Origin of the sequence: Vandammella animalimorsus (genome assembly GCF_002285265.1) — a bacterium.
GTDB lineage: Bacteria > Pseudomonadota > Gammaproteobacteria > Burkholderiales > Burkholderiaceae_C > Lampropedia.
The window spans coordinates 62,126-77,004 of record NZ_NSJB01000013.1 but is presented as its reverse complement, the minus strand read 5'-3'; the positions used below and the strand labels follow the sequence as shown (position 1 = coordinate 77,004).

At 67.3% G+C, this 14,879-nt stretch carries 17 protein-coding genes; 12 read left to right on the top strand and 5 right to left on the bottom strand.

Annotated features, from left to right (window positions below; genetic code table 11):
* Positions 1-176: 176 nt before the first annotated feature.
* Positions 177-1,376 carry a porin gene (locus CK625_RS12380; RefSeq protein WP_095540632.1) on the bottom strand — a complete coding sequence of 400 codons (1,200 nt, stop codon included), beginning with the start codon at positions 1,374-1,376 and terminating at the stop codon, positions 177-179.
* 415 nt (positions 1,377-1,791) lie between these two features.
* Here CK625_RS12380 and CK625_RS12375 point away from each other — a divergent pair, with 415 nt between their 5' ends.
* The 7 genes from CK625_RS12375 to CK625_RS12345 all read left to right on the top strand — a co-directional run bounded on the left by CK625_RS12375 (position 1,792) and on the right by CK625_RS12345 (position 5,677).
* On the top strand, positions 1,792-2,499 hold the full coding sequence (locus CK625_RS12375; protein ID WP_238945652.1) for an HD domain-containing protein: 708 nt from the start codon (positions 1,792-1,794) through the stop codon (positions 2,497-2,499).
* Positions 2,500-2,695: 196 nt separating this feature from the next.
* Positions 2,696-2,980, top strand: coding sequence for a hypothetical protein (locus CK625_RS12370; RefSeq protein WP_095540631.1), 285 nt, complete (start codon positions 2,696-2,698; stop codon positions 2,978-2,980).
* Positions 2,981-3,029: 49 nt separating this feature from the next.
* Positions 3,030-3,911 carry a multinuclear nonheme iron-dependent oxidase gene (locus CK625_RS12365; RefSeq protein ID WP_095540630.1) on the top strand — a complete coding sequence of 294 codons (882 nt, stop codon included), beginning with the start codon at positions 3,030-3,032 and terminating at the stop codon, positions 3,909-3,911.
* Entirely contained in the window at positions 3,908-4,249 is a 342-nt protein-coding gene (locus tag CK625_RS12360; RefSeq protein WP_095540629.1) for an HvfC/BufC family peptide modification chaperone, read from the top strand. Before CK625_RS12365 ends, CK625_RS12360 begins: the two co-directional genes overlap by 4 nt.
* Positions 4,212-4,745 (top strand): DoxX family protein, encoded by a 534-nt coding sequence (locus CK625_RS12355; protein ID WP_095540628.1) that lies wholly within the window; start codon positions 4,212-4,214, stop codon positions 4,743-4,745. The genes CK625_RS12360 and CK625_RS12355 overlap by 38 nt, the downstream gene beginning before the upstream one ends.
* A 78-nt stretch (positions 4,746-4,823) precedes the next feature.
* Positions 4,824-5,435 (top strand): sigma-70 family RNA polymerase sigma factor, encoded by a 612-nt coding sequence (locus CK625_RS12350; RefSeq protein WP_095540627.1) that lies wholly within the window; start codon positions 4,824-4,826, stop codon positions 5,433-5,435.
* On the top strand, positions 5,432-5,677 hold the full coding sequence (locus CK625_RS12345; protein ID WP_095540626.1) for a hypothetical protein: 246 nt from the start codon (positions 5,432-5,434) through the stop codon (positions 5,675-5,677). Before CK625_RS12350 ends, CK625_RS12345 begins: the two co-directional genes overlap by 4 nt.
* A 137-nt stretch (positions 5,678-5,814) precedes the next feature.
* On the opposite strand, the gene CK625_RS12340 is transcribed toward CK625_RS12345, so the two are convergent.
* The 3 genes from CK625_RS12340 to CK625_RS12330 form a co-directional block, all read right to left on the bottom strand.
* The gene (locus CK625_RS12340) at positions 5,815-6,993 is read right to left on the bottom strand and encodes an NAD(P)/FAD-dependent oxidoreductase (protein ID WP_095540625.1); all 1,179 of its coding nucleotides are present in this window, start codon (positions 6,991-6,993) and stop codon (positions 5,815-5,817) included.
* Positions 6,951-7,280, bottom strand: coding sequence for a ferredoxin FdxA (gene fdxA, locus CK625_RS12335; RefSeq protein WP_095540624.1), 330 nt, complete (start codon positions 7,278-7,280; stop codon positions 6,951-6,953). Before fdxA ends, CK625_RS12340 begins: the two co-directional genes overlap by 43 nt.
* A 195-nt stretch (positions 7,281-7,475) precedes the next feature.
* Positions 7,476-7,964 (bottom strand): cupin domain-containing protein, encoded by a 489-nt coding sequence (locus tag CK625_RS12330; protein ID WP_095540623.1) that lies wholly within the window; start codon positions 7,962-7,964, stop codon positions 7,476-7,478.
* 223 nt (positions 7,965-8,187) lie between these two features.
* On the opposite strand from CK625_RS12330, the gene CK625_RS12325 reads away from it, so the two are divergent.
* Complete coding sequence (locus tag CK625_RS12325; RefSeq protein ID WP_095540622.1) at positions 8,188-8,559, top strand: TraR/DksA family transcriptional regulator; 372 nt, start codon at positions 8,188-8,190, stop codon at positions 8,557-8,559.
* Between the two features lie 143 nt (positions 8,560-8,702).
* Here the strand turns inward: CK625_RS12325 and CK625_RS12320 are convergent, their stop codons facing one another.
* Positions 8,703-9,623, bottom strand: coding sequence for a LysR family transcriptional regulator (locus tag CK625_RS12320; protein WP_095540621.1), 921 nt, complete (start codon positions 9,621-9,623; stop codon positions 8,703-8,705).
* Between the two features lie 181 nt (positions 9,624-9,804).
* On the opposite strand from CK625_RS12320, the gene CK625_RS12315 reads away from it, so the two are divergent.
* From CK625_RS12315 to CK625_RS12300, 4 genes are all read left to right on the top strand, one after another.
* The gene (locus tag CK625_RS12315) at positions 9,805-10,992 is read left to right on the top strand and encodes an acyl-CoA dehydrogenase (RefSeq protein WP_095540620.1); all 1,188 of its coding nucleotides are present in this window, start codon (positions 9,805-9,807) and stop codon (positions 10,990-10,992) included.
* A 95-nt stretch (positions 10,993-11,087) separates the two neighbouring features.
* Positions 11,088-12,308, top strand: a complete 1,221-nt coding sequence (locus CK625_RS12310; protein ID WP_095540619.1) for a CaiB/BaiF CoA transferase family protein — start codon at positions 11,088-11,090, stop codon at positions 12,306-12,308.
* A gap of 69 nt (positions 12,309-12,377) precedes the next feature.
* Positions 12,378-13,931, top strand: a complete 1,554-nt coding sequence (locus CK625_RS12305) for an MFS transporter (RefSeq protein WP_095540637.1) — start codon at positions 12,378-12,380, stop codon at positions 13,929-13,931.
* 113 nt (positions 13,932-14,044) lie between these two features.
* Positions 14,045-14,818, top strand: coding sequence for a superoxide dismutase (locus CK625_RS12300; RefSeq protein ID WP_429001317.1), 774 nt, complete (start codon positions 14,045-14,047; stop codon positions 14,816-14,818).
* Positions 14,819-14,879: the final 61 nt, after the last annotated feature.

Genomic DNA, 14,879 nt, shown 5'->3' with positions numbered 1-14,879 from the left:
GGGGCGCTCTCCGCGCTCCAGCGCTGCCAGCACTCGGTCTCGCAAGTCTTGCGAATAGGCGCGCATCTCATGCTCCGGCTGGTAGAAAACCCTATTATGTAACCTTATCAATCAAAGTTTCTCTAGCGCCGACGGGCGCCCTTTTTTGGTTTCGATTGGCACGTGCCGCAAGCCCATCAGAAACGATGGCGGATGCCGACGGTCAGGCCGGTGCGGCTCTTGGCGCCATTGACGGCGCCGCGGCTGTCGGTGAGCGAGGCGTGGTCGCTGCTGATCTTGATGTGATCGAGCCCGATGTAGGCGTCGGTGCGCTTGGAGAAGGCGTAGTCCAGCACGGTGGAGAGGAAATGCGCCGTGCCGTCGGCCACGGCGCTGCGCCCGGACTGCTTGGCGTACCAGTAGTGCGTGCCCCAGTTCAGCTGCGGCGTGATCTGGTAGCCCACGCCGGCGGTGATCATCTGGCGCTTGTTGGCCACGGTGAAGGCCGGGCCGCTGAAGCCGCCGTTGCTGGTGCCGGTCCACAGCGAGCTGAGCGTGGCGTAGTCGACGTTGCACTGGATGTTGGCGCCGCAGTTGGCCTGGCCGTCGAGGTTGTGCTTGTTCTGCGCGTAGGCGGCATTCAGGTACCAGGGGCCGGTGCGGTAGGAGCCGCCCACGGCATAGGCCTTGATCTTCTTGCCGCTGCTGCCGAAGCTGCGCTCCATGTAGCCGGCGCCGATGGCCAGGCCGCCATCGGCGTAGCGCACGTAGCCGCCGCGCGATTTGCCGCCGGTGGAGTAGGTGCCGGGCACGCCAGGCACGCTGGTGCTGCCTTCGCCGTCGAGCGTGGCCTGCAGGCTCACGCGCACCTTGCCGAACTCGGCCAGGTATTTGAGCAGCTCATTGTTGCGCGCGCCCAGCGACATGCCGATCTCGGGCTTGAAGGCCTCCATGTAGGGCGAGTACGGGTAGGAGGCAAAGGTGCTGGTGTACAGGTCGAACAGGGCGTTGTACTGGCGCCCGGCGGTCAGGCGGCCAAAGCGCTTGTGCTGCAGGCCGACCCAGGCCTGCTGGTAGCCGGCGCCGACGATGTTGCCGCTGGTGCTGTCGATGCGCTGCTCCAGGTTGGCCAGTACCTTGAAGCCATCGCCCAGCTGCTCGGTGACGTTGATGCCCAGGCGGCTTTGCGACATGCCGCCGCCGATCATCTTGGTCTGCGACTGCTTGTGATCGCCAGCCGGGCCTTCGTTGGTGGTGTAGCGCACGGCGGCGTCGATGATGCCGTACAGCTGCACGCTCGATTGGGCCTGGGCCGGCAGCAGGCTGCCAAGGCCCAGCAGGCCGGCAGCCAGGGCGGTGGTGCGCAGGGCGTGGCGCGGGCGGCGGGGGATGCTCATGGGGGTGTCTCCTTGGGGGCTGGGGCGGCCTGGCGCTGCGCAGGCTGTGCGCAAGGGCCGGCCACCGCGATGGTGGGCAAATCATTGGGCGGCAGGGCTCGTGAGGCTTGAGCGTCTGCCTGGCGTGCGGCGCGCCGTCGGCGGTGGTACAACGGCGGCGCCAAGCGGCAGTTATTTTGGGCGAGATCGGGCGCCAATGCCGATGTCTGGCCCTTCTGGTTTTCCCGAATTCACGGCGCCGGCAGGCGCGGATGTGACACCCAGGTGACGCCCAGGCGGCGCTGTGCGCGCCAGCCGGCTGGCCAGGCGGGCGGCGCGTGTTGATGCGCGTTGGTGCGTGTTGATGCGCTTTGGCCTCATGCCCGTGCACTGCCTGCGTTCATTCTTGCCAACAGTTTTGAGAAGAAAGCGTGCCATGCCAGGACCATCGGCCCCAACACCCCCAGACCAAGAGCCATGGCCGCAGCAGGCTGGGCCCGCACAGTGGCAGGCCCACCAATGGCAGCCGCTTTGGCAGCGCAGCTGGGCAGGGCTGGGCGTGCAGCCCGAGGCCGGCCTGCTGCCCCAGTTGCTGCAAGCCTACGGCCAGCCGCAGCGCCACTACCACGGCCTGCAGCATTTGCACGAATGCCTGTGGCACTGGCAGCAGGCGCAGCACCTGGCGGCCTGCCCAGCGCTGGTGGCGCTGGCCTTGTGGTTTCATGATGCGGTGTACGACCCCCAGGCCAAGGACAACGAGCTGCGCAGCGCGCAGTGGGCGGTGCGGGCCCTGCAGGCGGCGGGCGCGCCGGCAGCGGCCGCCGCGCAGGTGCAGGCGCTGATCATGGCGACTTGCCACACCGCGCAGCCCGCGCCGGGCGATGCGCAGCTGGTGGTGGATATTGATCTGGCCATCCTCGGCGCTGCGCCGGCGCGTTTTGCGCAATATCAACAACAGGTGCGGCAGGAATACGGCTGGGTGCCCGAGGCGCAGTACCGCCAGGGCCGCCGCGCCGTGCTGCAAGGCTTTGCCCAGCGGGCGGCCATTTATGGCACGCCCTGGTTTCACACGCGGCTGGAGGCCCGCGCCCGCGCCAATCTGGCCCAGGCCCTGGCCGAGCTGGACGGGGCAGCGGCCCGGTAATGGCCCAGGTTCCAGGCAATGGCCCAGGTAATGGCCCCAAAATCCGGCGTGCCAGCGCCGGGCCCGCAGGCCGCGCCAAAAAATTTCCCATTTTTTTCGCAGCCCGTGTCAGGTTTTTCCGCCTGGCCCGACATGGCAGGTGTGCGGCGTGTTTGCCGCATGCTTTTTTCAACTTTTTTTGATCGGGAGAACCCCCATGAGCCAACTGAAGAACATCGCTGCCCTGGCCGCTTCGCTGATTGCCGCCTCGACCTTTGCCACCGCCCAGGCGGCCGAGCAAAAGTGCGGCGCCGGCACTTGCGGCAAGAAGGAAAGCTCGGCCCCCGCCAAGGACGCGGCCTGCGCGAAGAAGGAAGAGGGCAAGGAAGCTGCTTGCTCCAAGAAAGAAGCCGCTTGCTCCAAGAAGGAAGGCAAGGAAGCGGCTTGCTCGAAAAAGGAAGCGGCTTGCTCCAAGAAGGAAGCGGCCTGCGCCAAGAAGTAATCGCCTCATCGCATCACCACGCACGCAAGTCACACAGGCAGGAATTACCATGATCGGACTGGGCTACCGGCGCGAAATGCGCGATTGGGACATCGCCGCCCTGGACGCCGACTTTTTTGAAGTGGCGCCGGAGAACTGGCTGCGCCGCTCGCGCGAGCCGCTGCACCAGTTACTGGCGCTGGGCCGGCCCGTGTTCCTGCATGGCGTGTCGCTCAACTTGGGCGGCACTTCGGAGATTTGCGCCGACTTCGTGCGTGGCGTGCGCGACTTGCTGGCCGAGCTGGGCACCGACCGCTATTCCGACCACCTGGCCGCCAGCGGCGACGCGCACCAGCTCTACGACCTGTTTCCCATCCCCTTCACGCTGGGCGAGGCGCGCCGCGTGGCCGAGCGCATCAGCCGCGTGCAAGACCTGCTGGGCCAGCGCATGGCCATCGAAAACAGCAGTTGGTACACCAACGTGGGCGAGATGAGCGAGCCGGAATTTCTGATGGAAGTGGTGCGCCGCGCCGACTGCCGCATCCTGCTCGATCTGAACAACATCGACGTCAACCGCAAAAACCACGGCGGCCCCGACCTGGACGCCTACGTGGCGCAGGTGGATCTCTCGCGCGTGAGCTACATGCACGTGGCCGGGCACGAGTTCGACGAACGCTTTGGCATGCATGTGGACACGCACAGCCAGCCCGTGGAGCCGCACACCGCGCGCAAGGCGCGCGCGCTGCACGCCGCGCACGGCCTGCCCATCCTGCTGGAGTGGGATAACGACATTCCCGACGCCGCCACGCTCAACCGCGAGCTGGCCAGCTTGCGCCAGCCGCTGCCTGCGACCCCTGTGGCCCCTGCAGCCCCTGTGGCTTCTGCCCCCGCCGTTGCGCCCAGCACGGCCCGCAACGCCCCCGCCCGCCGCCGCGCCAAGGAGCTGGCATGAACGCCGCCGCCACCTTGCCGCTGCCGCCCCAGGCCCAGTCCCAACAAGGCCACCAGACCGAAGCCAGCACCGCCGCCTTCTACGACTACGTGCGCGGCCGCACGGACGAGGTGCCGCCCGGCTACACCGAAGCGGGCCTGCGCGTGTACCGCTACCTCGTGTACCTGGGCGCCAGCCAGATGATCGAAGCCCACCACCCCGCGCTGCGCGCGCAATTGGGCGAGCAAGACTGGCGCACCCTGATCGAAGCCTTCGTGCGTGACTCGCAATGGCAATCGAATTTCTATGAAGACCTCAACGATGCATTCACCGACTTTCTCGCCCGCGCCAGCCAGTAATACCTTGGCCTGCCAAGGCTGCGCCGTGCTCGGCGGCCTGCGCCGCCTGCTGCAAGACGCCGGCCTGCTGGGCCTGCGCCTGTGGGCCGGGCAGGAATTCATCCGCGCCGGCCTGACCAAGCTGCAAGGCAGCGGCGGCGCGCCCGAATGGTTTGCCGGGCTGGACTTTCCCTTTCCCAACAGCCTGCTGAGCGCCGACTTCAACTGGCTGGCCGCTGGCTGGGGCGAGCTGCTGCTGGGCGCGGCCCTGGCGCTGGGCCTGGGCAGCCGCCTGGCCGCGCTGGGCCTGCTCTACATCACCTGGGTGGCCGTGTACACCGTGCATTTCGACCTGGGCTGGGCCGGCTGGAACCAGATCGACACCGACGCGGGCCAGGGCTTCAAAGTGCCGCTGATGCTGGGCCTGATGCTGTTTGCCGTGCTCACCCAGGGCGGCGGGCGCTGGGCGCTGGATCGGCTGCTGCTGCGGCGCCATTGTCAGCAGAACATTCGGTGAAGCAAGGCTGGCGCGTGCGCTGCCGCAGTGGCCGCATGGCAGGGTGGTTTTGCCCGAGACGTCTATCATGCCCGCCCTATGACTGCCCCTTCCCCTTCACACCCTGCGGCGCTGGACGTGCAGGCCCTGGCGCAGACCTGGCGCCAGCCCATGCTGCGTTTTGCGCTGCTGCACCTGCAACCGCCTGAAGAAGCCGAGGACGCCGTGCAAGACGCCTTGCTCGCCCTGCTGGGCGCGCAGCCGGCCACGCTCACGCAGGGCGATGCGCGGCACTACCTGTTTGGCATCCTCAAGCACAAGATCACCGACCGCCTGCGCGCCAAGTACCGGCCCGAGGTGGCCTACCAGGATGCTTTCGAGGAGGACGATTTGGACCAGGCGCTGTTCGATGCGCGCGAGCACTGGCACGAGGGCGTGGCCCCGGCCCTGTGGAGCAACCCGGAAGGCCAGTTGCAAAACCAGCAATTCCTGGCCGTGGTCGATGCCTGTGTGCACCGCCTGCCGCCCAAGATTGCCCGCGTGTTCAGCATGAAAGAGCTGCTCGAATGCGATGCCGCCGAGGTCTGTGACACCCTGGGGCTGAGCAAGAGCGATTACTGGCAGTGCATGAGCCGCGCGCGCAAGCAATTGCAGCTGTGCCTGAGCCAGCACTGGTTCGAGCGCGCTCAGCAGGAGGGCCGCCGGCCATGAAATGCGCGCAGTACATCTTCAAGCTCACCTCGGGCCAGCTGGGTGCGGATGCCCCGGTCAGCGAGCGGGCGCAGGCCGCCTTGCATCGGCTGGTGTGCCGCCATTGCCGGGAGTTTGCGCGCAACGATGCGGCGCTGGAGGACATCCTGGGCGCTTACCGCCAGGCATTGCAGGCGCCCGATTTGCCCGATTTACCCGATTCGCCCGAGCGCCCCGGGCCAGCACAGCCGCCGCAGAAGTAGGCGCCTGTTCCAAAGTCTGGGCGCGGGCGGCCAGAAGTGGTTTGGGACGGAAGGCCCCGGCCGTGTGCGCGTCTGGTGCAGTGCGCACAGCTTTGCCGTTTGCGCAGGCCGATGGCATGGGCTGCCGCGCCATCGCGCTATGCCGCATCCAGCCGCCCCAGGCGGGCCAGCAGCTGCTTGCTGGTGGTGGTGTAGGGCGTGGGCAGGGCCTGCTGGTGGTGCTGCTCGGCAATGGCAAAAGCCGCCAGCGTGGCCTCGTGAAAGCTGCAGGCGATGAGCTTGCGCTTGCCGGGGTAGCTGGCGATGTCGCCAATGGCGTAAATGCCGGCGCGACAGCTGCGCATCGTGGCTGGATCGACGCGGATGTGCTTGGCGTCCCAGCCCACGTCCCACTCCAGCGCTGCCCCCAGCTTGGGTGCGATGCCCTGGTAGAGCAACAAAACATCCAAGGCCAGCTCTTCGCGTTGGCCTTGTGCATTGAGCAGCTGCAGGGCTTGCAGCCTGGGGGCCGCGCCGGGGGCATCGGCCAGCGTCAACGCCTGCAGCTGGCCAGTGGCGATGTGGATGCAGCCTTGCGCCTGCAGCGCGCGCAACTGCTGCAACTCGTCGGCCTCGGCAGTGAACACGTCGCGCCGGTGCAGCAGCGTCAGGCGGCTGGGGGCCTGCGCAGCTGGCAGGGCAGCCAGCTGCAAGGCTTTGCGCACGGCATCCTCGCCGCCGCCATGCAGCACCACATGCCGGCCTGCCACGGTGGCAGAGCCATCACGGGTTTGCAAAAACACCTGCTGCCCTTGGGCCAGCAGGGCCTCCAGTCCTTCCAGGCGCAGGCTGCGCGGCACGAAGGCGCCCACCCCCAAGGCCAACACCACGGCGCGGGTGCGGATTTGCTCGCCGGCATCGGTGCGCACGCGCCACAGCGGCGCGCCGTTGCCCGGCAGGGGGTGTGCATCGGGCTCGATGGCGGTGACGGTCTGCCCCCAATGCCAGTCGATGGCAAAGGGCGAGAGCTGCTGCCATAGGCGCTCGCTCAACTGAGCGCCGCTGACTTGCTGCAGCGCCGGAATGTCGTAAATGGGCTTGTGCGGGTAGAGCTGGGCGCACTGGCCGCCAGGCTGGGGCAGGGCCTCGAAGGCATGGCAGCGCAGGCCTTGCAGGCCCAGTTGGAACAGTTGGTATAGACCTGCTGGCCCAGCGCCGACGACCACGGCATCGCACACCGGACCGCCTTCGCCATCGCCGGGGGCGGCAGGGGCGGCTGGCGGCGCAGCGGGCCTCAGCGCACCAGGTATTGCAGCTTGTCGCTCTGGCCGTTCCATTCGTCAGCGTCCTCCAAGGCGGCCTTGCGCTTGGTGATGGTCTTGTAGTTCTCGCTGGCGCACAGCTCGGCGTTGATCTGGATGAACTCCTGCTGGTCGGCTGGCACGTCTTCCTCGGCGAAGATGGCCTCGGCCGGGCATTCGGGCACGCACACGGCGCAGTCGATGCACTCCTCAGGGTCGATGATCAGAAAGTTCGGGCCTTCCTTGAAACAGTCGACCGGGCACACATCCACGCAATCGGTGTACTTGCACTTGATACAGTTTTCGGTGACGACGTGGGTCATGGCGCTGGCCGCAGGGAAAAGCAAAAAAGCAAAGTTCGTGGGGGGATTTTCAGGGGCGCGATTCTATCGCCGCCGCAAAGTCACTGGCATGAGGATGGGCTCGGCGTCTGGGTGGACAGGCAGACAAAAGCCGCCACATGGCGGCGACCATGTGGCGGCTTGGCGGGCGCAAGACGCTGTGCCAAGGGTCAAGAATCAGGCGTGCTTGTCCGCCTGGGCGCTGGGCGGCTGCACCGACCAGCTGGGCGGCTCGTCATTGCCGCTGTCCTCGTCGCGCTCGGCCTCCTCGAAAGTGGCGTGCACCTTGCCCGCGGCGTGATGCACCGGCGCGTAGATGGCGTACAGGCGCATCGGGCTGTCGCCGGTGTTGATGACGTCGTGCCACATGCCAGCGGGCACGAGAATGCACCAGCCGTCCTCCACGTCCTGCTCGAAATTCAGGTTGTCTTTGGATGGCCCCATCTTGCACTTGCCCTGGCCGGCATCCAGGCGCAGGAACTGGTCGGTATCGGGATGCGCCTCCAGGCCGATGGACTGGCCCGGCTCGATGGACATCAGCGTGACCTGCAGGTACTTGCCGCTCCAGACGACGGTGCGGTAATTGCTGTTGTCCTTGGTGGCGTTTTCAAGATCGAAAGCGTTGGGCTGAGGGCCGATGTCTTGGATGACGGGTTTTTGGCTCATGTGTGACTCCGTGAGGACAGGGGATGAAGAAAAGACCGCAGTGCCCAACCTGGCCTGAGCTTGCCTGGGGGCCGGACAGTGCGATGCCCTGCATCTTAGAGCGTGTTCAAAGTCTCGGCGTGGCCCTGCGGCATCCGATGGCATTCGTAGGACATTGCCCAGCGCCGCCCGGTTTCATGCATCATCGCCGCCATTGGTTTTGACCCATCACAAGGAATTGCACATGACACATCCCGCCCCGCAAGACGCCCAGCGCTGGCAGGCCATCAAGGCCAAACTGCAACAGCGCCAGCAGGAGCTCGAACGAGAAATCAGCGCCGCGCGCGCGGAAATCGAGCAGGACGCGCAAAACAGCCCCGAGGAACCCGAGGACGCGGCCCAGCGCCTGGAAGCCAAGGAAGTGCGCCAGGCCGAGCTGGCGCGCGACCAGGCCGAGCATGCCTCCATCGGCCGCGCGCTGGCGCGCATCGATGCCGGCGAGTACGGCCAGTGCGCGCAATGCGGTCAGCCCATCTCCGAGCAGCGCCTGCTGGCCCGGCCCGAATCGACGCTGTGCATCAACTGCAAGCAGGAGGCCGAAGAACACACGCATTGAGGCACTCAAAGGGGTGCGTCCGTCCCCAGCCCTTGTGCTGACGACGGGCGCCCGATGGAGATTGCGCCACCGCTGCGGCCCATGCACAGGGCTGGGCGGTGGCGCTGTCGTTCCAGAGCAGCCCCTGGGCCATGAGCGGGCTTTCAGGCCACTGGCGGCGCATCGGCGGCGACTTCGGCCTGCAGCCATTGGCGCAGTGCGGTCAGCGCGGGGCGCTGGGCCTTGCGCTCGGGCACGATCAGCCAGTAGGCGCGCCCGCTGGGCAGTGGCTGGGGGCAGGGCACGATCAGTTCGCCGGCGGCCAGTTCGCGCTCGATGAGAAAGGGCGGGATCAGGGCCACGCCCAGCCGGTCGATGGCGGCCTGCGCCAGCATCGAGAACAGCTCCAGCCGCATGCCCGACATGTCGTGCGCCACCTGCAGGCCCTGGGCCTGGAACCATTGCCGCCAGATGGTTGGGCGCGTGGTTTGCTGCAGCAGCGGCAGGGCCGCGATGGCCTGGGCGTCCAGCTCTCCGGCGGCGGCCTGCGCGGGCAGCCCTGGCAGTTGCGGGCTGCACACCGGCACGGGGTATTCGTGCATCAGAAAGTGCGCCACGGTGCCGGGCCAGCCGGCATCGCCGCAGTACAGCGCGGCGTCGAAGCTGCCTTGCTCGAACAGGAAGGGGCGCGTTTGCGTGTGCAGGTGCAGGCGCAGCTCGGGGTGCTGGCGTTGCAGCGCGGGCAGGCGCGGCAGCAGCCAGCGCGTGGCGAAGGTGGGCACCACGGCCAGCTCCAGCTCGGTGGCCGCGCCTTTTTGCGCCATCAGCTCCAGGGTGTCGCGCGCCAGCGCGTCCAGGCGCGGGGTGATTTGCTGGTGGTAGCGCTGGCCGGCCTCGGTCAGTTGCACGCCGCGGCGCGTGCGGCGAAACAGCGCCACGCCCAGGTATTGCTCCAGTGCGCCGATCTGGCGGCAGATGGCGCTTTGCGTCAGCGCCAGCTCCTGGGCCGCGCGGGTGTAGCTTTCGTGGCGGGCGGCGGCCTCGAAGGCCAGCAGGCCGTTGGTGCTGGGGATCTTGCGTCGCATGTCGGGGAGGGTGATTTTTTGAAGTGAGGATTTTGCACAGGAAGGTGCGAAAAAAGCGTTTGTGGGCCGTGTTTTGGCTTTTTAGAATGCCAAACTTTCAAACCGTCGGCCGCCCCCCGTGCCTTTGCAGCGCCTTGGCCGGCGGCATTTTTTTGCAACGAACGACAAGGAGAACGACCGCATGGCCGCCACCAAAGCCACTTTCAACTGGGAAGACCCGCTGCTGCTGGATGCGCAGCTGAGCGAGGACGAGCGCCAGGTGCGCGACGCGGCCCGCGCCTATTGCCAGCAGCAGCTGGCGCCGCGCGTGCAGATGGCGTTTCGCAATGAGCAGACCGATCCGGGCATCTTCCGCGAAATGGGCGCCATTGGCCTATTGGGCGCGACCATCCCCGAGCAGTACGGCGGTGCGGGGCTGAACTACGTCAGCTACGGGCTGATTGCGCGCGAGGTCGAGCGCGTGGATTCCGGCTACCGCTCGATGATGAGCGTGCAGTCCTCGCTGGTGATGGTGCCCATCTACGAATTCGGCAATGAGGCCACGCGGCAAAAGTACCTTCCCAAGCTGGCCAGCGGCGAGTGGATCGGCTGCTTTGGCCTGACCGAGCCCAACCACGGCTCCGACCCGGGCTCCATGCTCACGCGGGCCCGCAAAGTCGATGGCGGCTATTCGCTCACGGGCAACAAGATGTGGATCACCAACAGCCCGATCGCCGATGTGTTCGTGGTCTGGGCCAAGGACGACGAAGGCCAGATCCGTGGCTTCGTGCTGGAAAAGGGTTGGAAGGGCCTGTCCGCCCCGGCCATCCACGGCAAGGTGGGGCTGCGTGCCTCCATCACCGGTGAGATCGTCATGGACGAGGTTTTCGTGCCCGAAGAAAACGCCTTTCCCGAGGTGCGCGGCCTCAAGGGCCCGTTCACCTGCCTGAACTCGGCGCGCTACGGCATCGCCTGGGGCGCGCTGGGCGCAGCCGAGGATTGCCTGCGCACCGCGCGCCAGTACACGCTGGACCGCAAGCAGTTCGGCCGGCCGCTGGCGGCCAATCAGCTGGTGCAGAAAAAGCTCGCCGATATGCTCAGCGAAATCCACATCGGCTTGCAGGCCTGCCTGCAGGTCGGCCGCCTCAAGGACGCAGGCCAGGCGCCGGTGGAGATCACCTCCATCATCAAGCGCAACTCTTGCGGCAAGGCGTTGGAGATTGCCCGCATGGCGCGCGACATGCTCGGCGGCAACGGCATCAGCGATGAATTTGGCGTGGCGCGCCACCTGGTCAACCTCGAAGTGGTCAACACCTACGAAGGCACGCACGACGTGCACGCGCTGATCCTGGGCCGCGCCATCACCGGCATTGCCGCGTTTGCCAACTGACATCTGCCGGGCCTGCGCTTGCCGTAGGCGCTGGTCGTTCCGGGCGGCGCAGGCCGCCCGTTTTCATTTCCTGCCCAACAAGGAAGGACTGCACCATGACAGGCGCTCTCTCGCACATCCGCGTACTCGATCTCTCGCGCATCCTGGCCGGGCCGTGGGCTGGCCAATTGTTGGCCGACCTGGGCGCCGACGTCATCAAGGTCGAGCGTCCCGGCCAGGGCGATGACACGCGCCACTGGGGGCCGCCCTGGGCGCAGGATGCGCAGGGCCAGGCCAGTGACACCGCCTCCTATTTCCTCTGCGCCAACCGCAACAAGCGCTCCATCGCCATCGACATCACCCAGCCCCAGGGCCAGGCGCTGGTGCGCCAGCTGGCCGCCAAGGCCGACGTGCTGCTGGAGAACTACAAGGTCGGCGGGCTGAAAAAGTACGGGCTGGACTACGACAGCCTGGCTGCGCTCAACCCACGGCTGGTCTACTGCTCCATCACTGGCTTTGGCCAGACTGGCCCTTACGCGCCGCGCGCGGGCTACGACTTTCTCATCCAGGGCCTGGGCGGCTTGATGAGCGTGACCGGCCGCCCCGATGGCGAGCCCGGCGGCGGGCCGATGAAGGTGGGCGTGGCGTTGACCGACATCCTCACCGGCCTGTACGCCAGCAACGCCATCCTGGCCGCGCTGGCCTGGCGCGAGCACAGCGGCCAGGGCCAGCACATCGACATGGCGCTGCTGGACGTGCAGGTTGCCTGCCTGGCCAACCAGGCCCTGGGCCACCTGGCCACCGGCCAGGACCCGGCCCGCCTGGGCAATGCCCACCCCAGCATCGTGCCCTACCAGGACTTCCCCACCGCCGATGGCCACATGATTCTGGCCATTGGCAACGATGGCCAGTTCCAACGTTTTTGCCAAGAGGCCGGCGCGCCCGAGTTGGCCGCCGATGCGCGCTTTGCCAGCAACGCCCAGCGCGTGCAGCACCGCGACGCGCTCATCCCCCTGCTGCAGGCCCTCACCCGCCAGCGTAGCACCGCCCAGTGGATTGCCGCGCTGGAGGCCAAGGCCGTGCCCTGCGGCCCCATCAACACGCTCTCGGGCGTGTTTGCCGATGCGCAGGTGCAGGCGCGCGGCATGGTCTTCACGTTGCCCCATGCCCAGCTCGGCCAGGTGCCGCAGGTGGCCTGCCCGATCAAACTCTCGGCCACGCCCGTGCAAAACCGCCATGCCCCGCCAGCCATCGGCCAGCACACCGAGGCTGTGCTGCAGGAGCTGGGGCTGGATGCCGCCGCCATCGCCGCGCTGCGCGAACGGGGCGTGGTGTGATCGAGTGTGTGTGAGCTGGGTGGGTGAGCCAAGGCCACAGCCATAATTTTTGAAACCCGGAGTCCGATGATGAACAAGCCCCTTCGCCCTGGCCCGGCCGCAGGGCCGGACAAGCCCGACGCGCGGCGCTGGCTGGCGCTGGCGGTGCTCTCCAGCGCGTTGCTGCTCATCGTCATCGACATGACGGTGCTCTACACCGCCTTGCCCATCCTCACGCACGAGCTGCGCGCCAGCGCGGCGCAAAAGCTGTGGATCGTCAACATGTACCCGCTGGTGGTGGCCGGCCTGCTGCCGGGCACGGGCACGCTGGGCGACCGCTTGGGCCACCGGCGGGTGTTTGCGGCCGGGCTGGCGCTGTTTGGCCTGGCCTCGGTGTGGGCCGCGTACTCGCCCAGCGCGGCCTCGTTGATTGCCGCGCGCGCTGCACTGGCTTGCGGTGCGGCGTTGATGATGCCCGCCACGCTGGCGCTGATCCGCCTGACGTTTGTCGATGAGCGCGAGCGCGGCCTGGCCATTGGCATCTGGGCCTCCGTTGCTTCGGGCGGCGCGGCGTTGGGGCCGGTGCTGGGCGGTTTTTTGCTCACGCGGTTTTGGTGGGGCTCGGTCTTTCTCATCAATGTGCCGGCGGTGCTGCTCAGCCTGGGGCTGGTCTTTGCCGTCATCAGCCCCGATCGCCAGCGCCAGGGCGCAGGCCAGGCTCGCGCTGTGTGGGATTGGCCCAGCTCGCTGCTGGCCTTGCTGGGCATGCTGGGGCTGACCTATGCCATCCAGGCTGCTGCCCAGCTGCGCCCGCCCTGGGCGCAGGTGGCGCTGGCTGCGGCCGTGGGGCTGGCGCTGCTGTTGCTGTTCGTGCGGCGCCAGCAGCGCATCGCCCATCCGTTGATCGACTTTTCCCTGCTGCGCCTGCCTGGGCTTGGCAGCGGCGTGGCAGCGGCGCTGATGTGCTCCATCGCCTTCATCGGTTTCCAGCTCGTATTCAGCCAATGGCTGCAACTGGTGCGCGCGCTCAGCCCCTTGCAGGCCGGGCTGTACATGTTGCCCATGGCCCTGGCCTCATTCGTCGCCGGGCCGCTGGCGGGCGCGCTGGCCGGGCGGGGCGGGCCGCGCGTCGTCATCCTCGGCGGCATGGCGGTGTGCATGGCCGGGCTGCTGGGCACGCTGGCGCTTTATCAGGGCATGGGCTGGCCGCTGGTGGTGGCCTTGGCATTGCTGGGCGGCGGCTATGGCGTGGCGGTGACGGGGGCCTCATCGGCCGTCATGCTCGGCGCGCCCGAGGACAAGGCCGGCATGGCCGCGTCGATGGAGGAAGTCTCCTACGAGCTGGGCGGCCTGCTGGGCGTGGCGCTGCTGGGCAGCCTGATGACGGCGGTGTACGCCGCCAGCCTGCATTTGCCCGATGCGCCCGCATACGCCGCTCTGCCGCAGATTTACGACAGCCTGGATGAGGCGCGCCTGGCCGCCCAAACCTTGCCCGCGCCCTGGGCGGATGCGCTGCAGCAAGCGGCCAGCGCCGCGTTCGAGCGCGCCTTTGTGGCCGTGGCCAGCGCCAGCGCCGCATTGCTGGCCGCCACCTTGCTGGCGCTGTGGCTGTGGCGGCCCGAGCGGGGGGCGGAAAGTTCATAACACGCTCAAGGGCAAGGCGTGATGTGGGTGGGGCAAATGCCCGAGGCGCTGCGCTTCGTGCAAATCGTCCGTACCATGAAGGCCCTTCACGCCTCTTTGCACAGGAGACTCTTATGCAGACCTTCACCCTTCGCCGCCTGAGCCTGAGCTGCGCTGCTGCAGCGGCCCTGCTGGCTTCGCAGGGCGGGCATGCCGCCGATGATGGCAAGGCGCCAACAATGTCGACCGATGCCCAAGCCGCCGTGGCGGCGTCTGCCCAGGCCGTGGCCGGCCCGTTCAAGCATGCCGACTTGCCTTATGCGGCCGATGCGCTGGAGCCAGTCATCGACGCCCAGACCATGCAAATCCACTGGGGCCGCCACCATCGCGGCTATTACGACAACCTCAACCGCGCCGCTGCCGAAAACACAAAGCTGGCCCAGCTCAGCCTGGAGCAGCTGATGGCGCAGATCTCCCAGTTCCCCGCTGGCGTGCGCAACAACGGCGGCGGCGCCTGGAACCACGACTTCTTCTGGGCCAGCATGGCCCCGGTAGGCAAGGGCGGCCAGCCCTCGGCGCAATTGCTGCAAGCCATCGAGCGCGACTTTGGCTCGTTGCAGCAGATGCAGCAGGCCTTCAATGCCGCAGGCGGCAGCCGTTTTGGCTCCGGCTGGGTCTGGCTGATCGTGCAAGAAGGCAAGCTGGCCATCGGCTCCACCCCCAATCAGGACAACCCGCTCATGGACGTGGCCGAAGTGCGCGGCACGCCGCTGCTGGGCAATGACGTGTGGGAGCATGCCTACTACCTGCGCTACCAGAACAAGCGCGCCGATTACCTCAAGGCGTGGTGGCAGGTGGTGAACTGGAACGCCGTCAATCAGCGCTTTGCCCAGGCGCTGAAGCCGTAAGAACCTGTTCATGAATCTTTGTGCGGTGTGCAAGCAAGCGGATTGGGGCGATCTGCGGCTT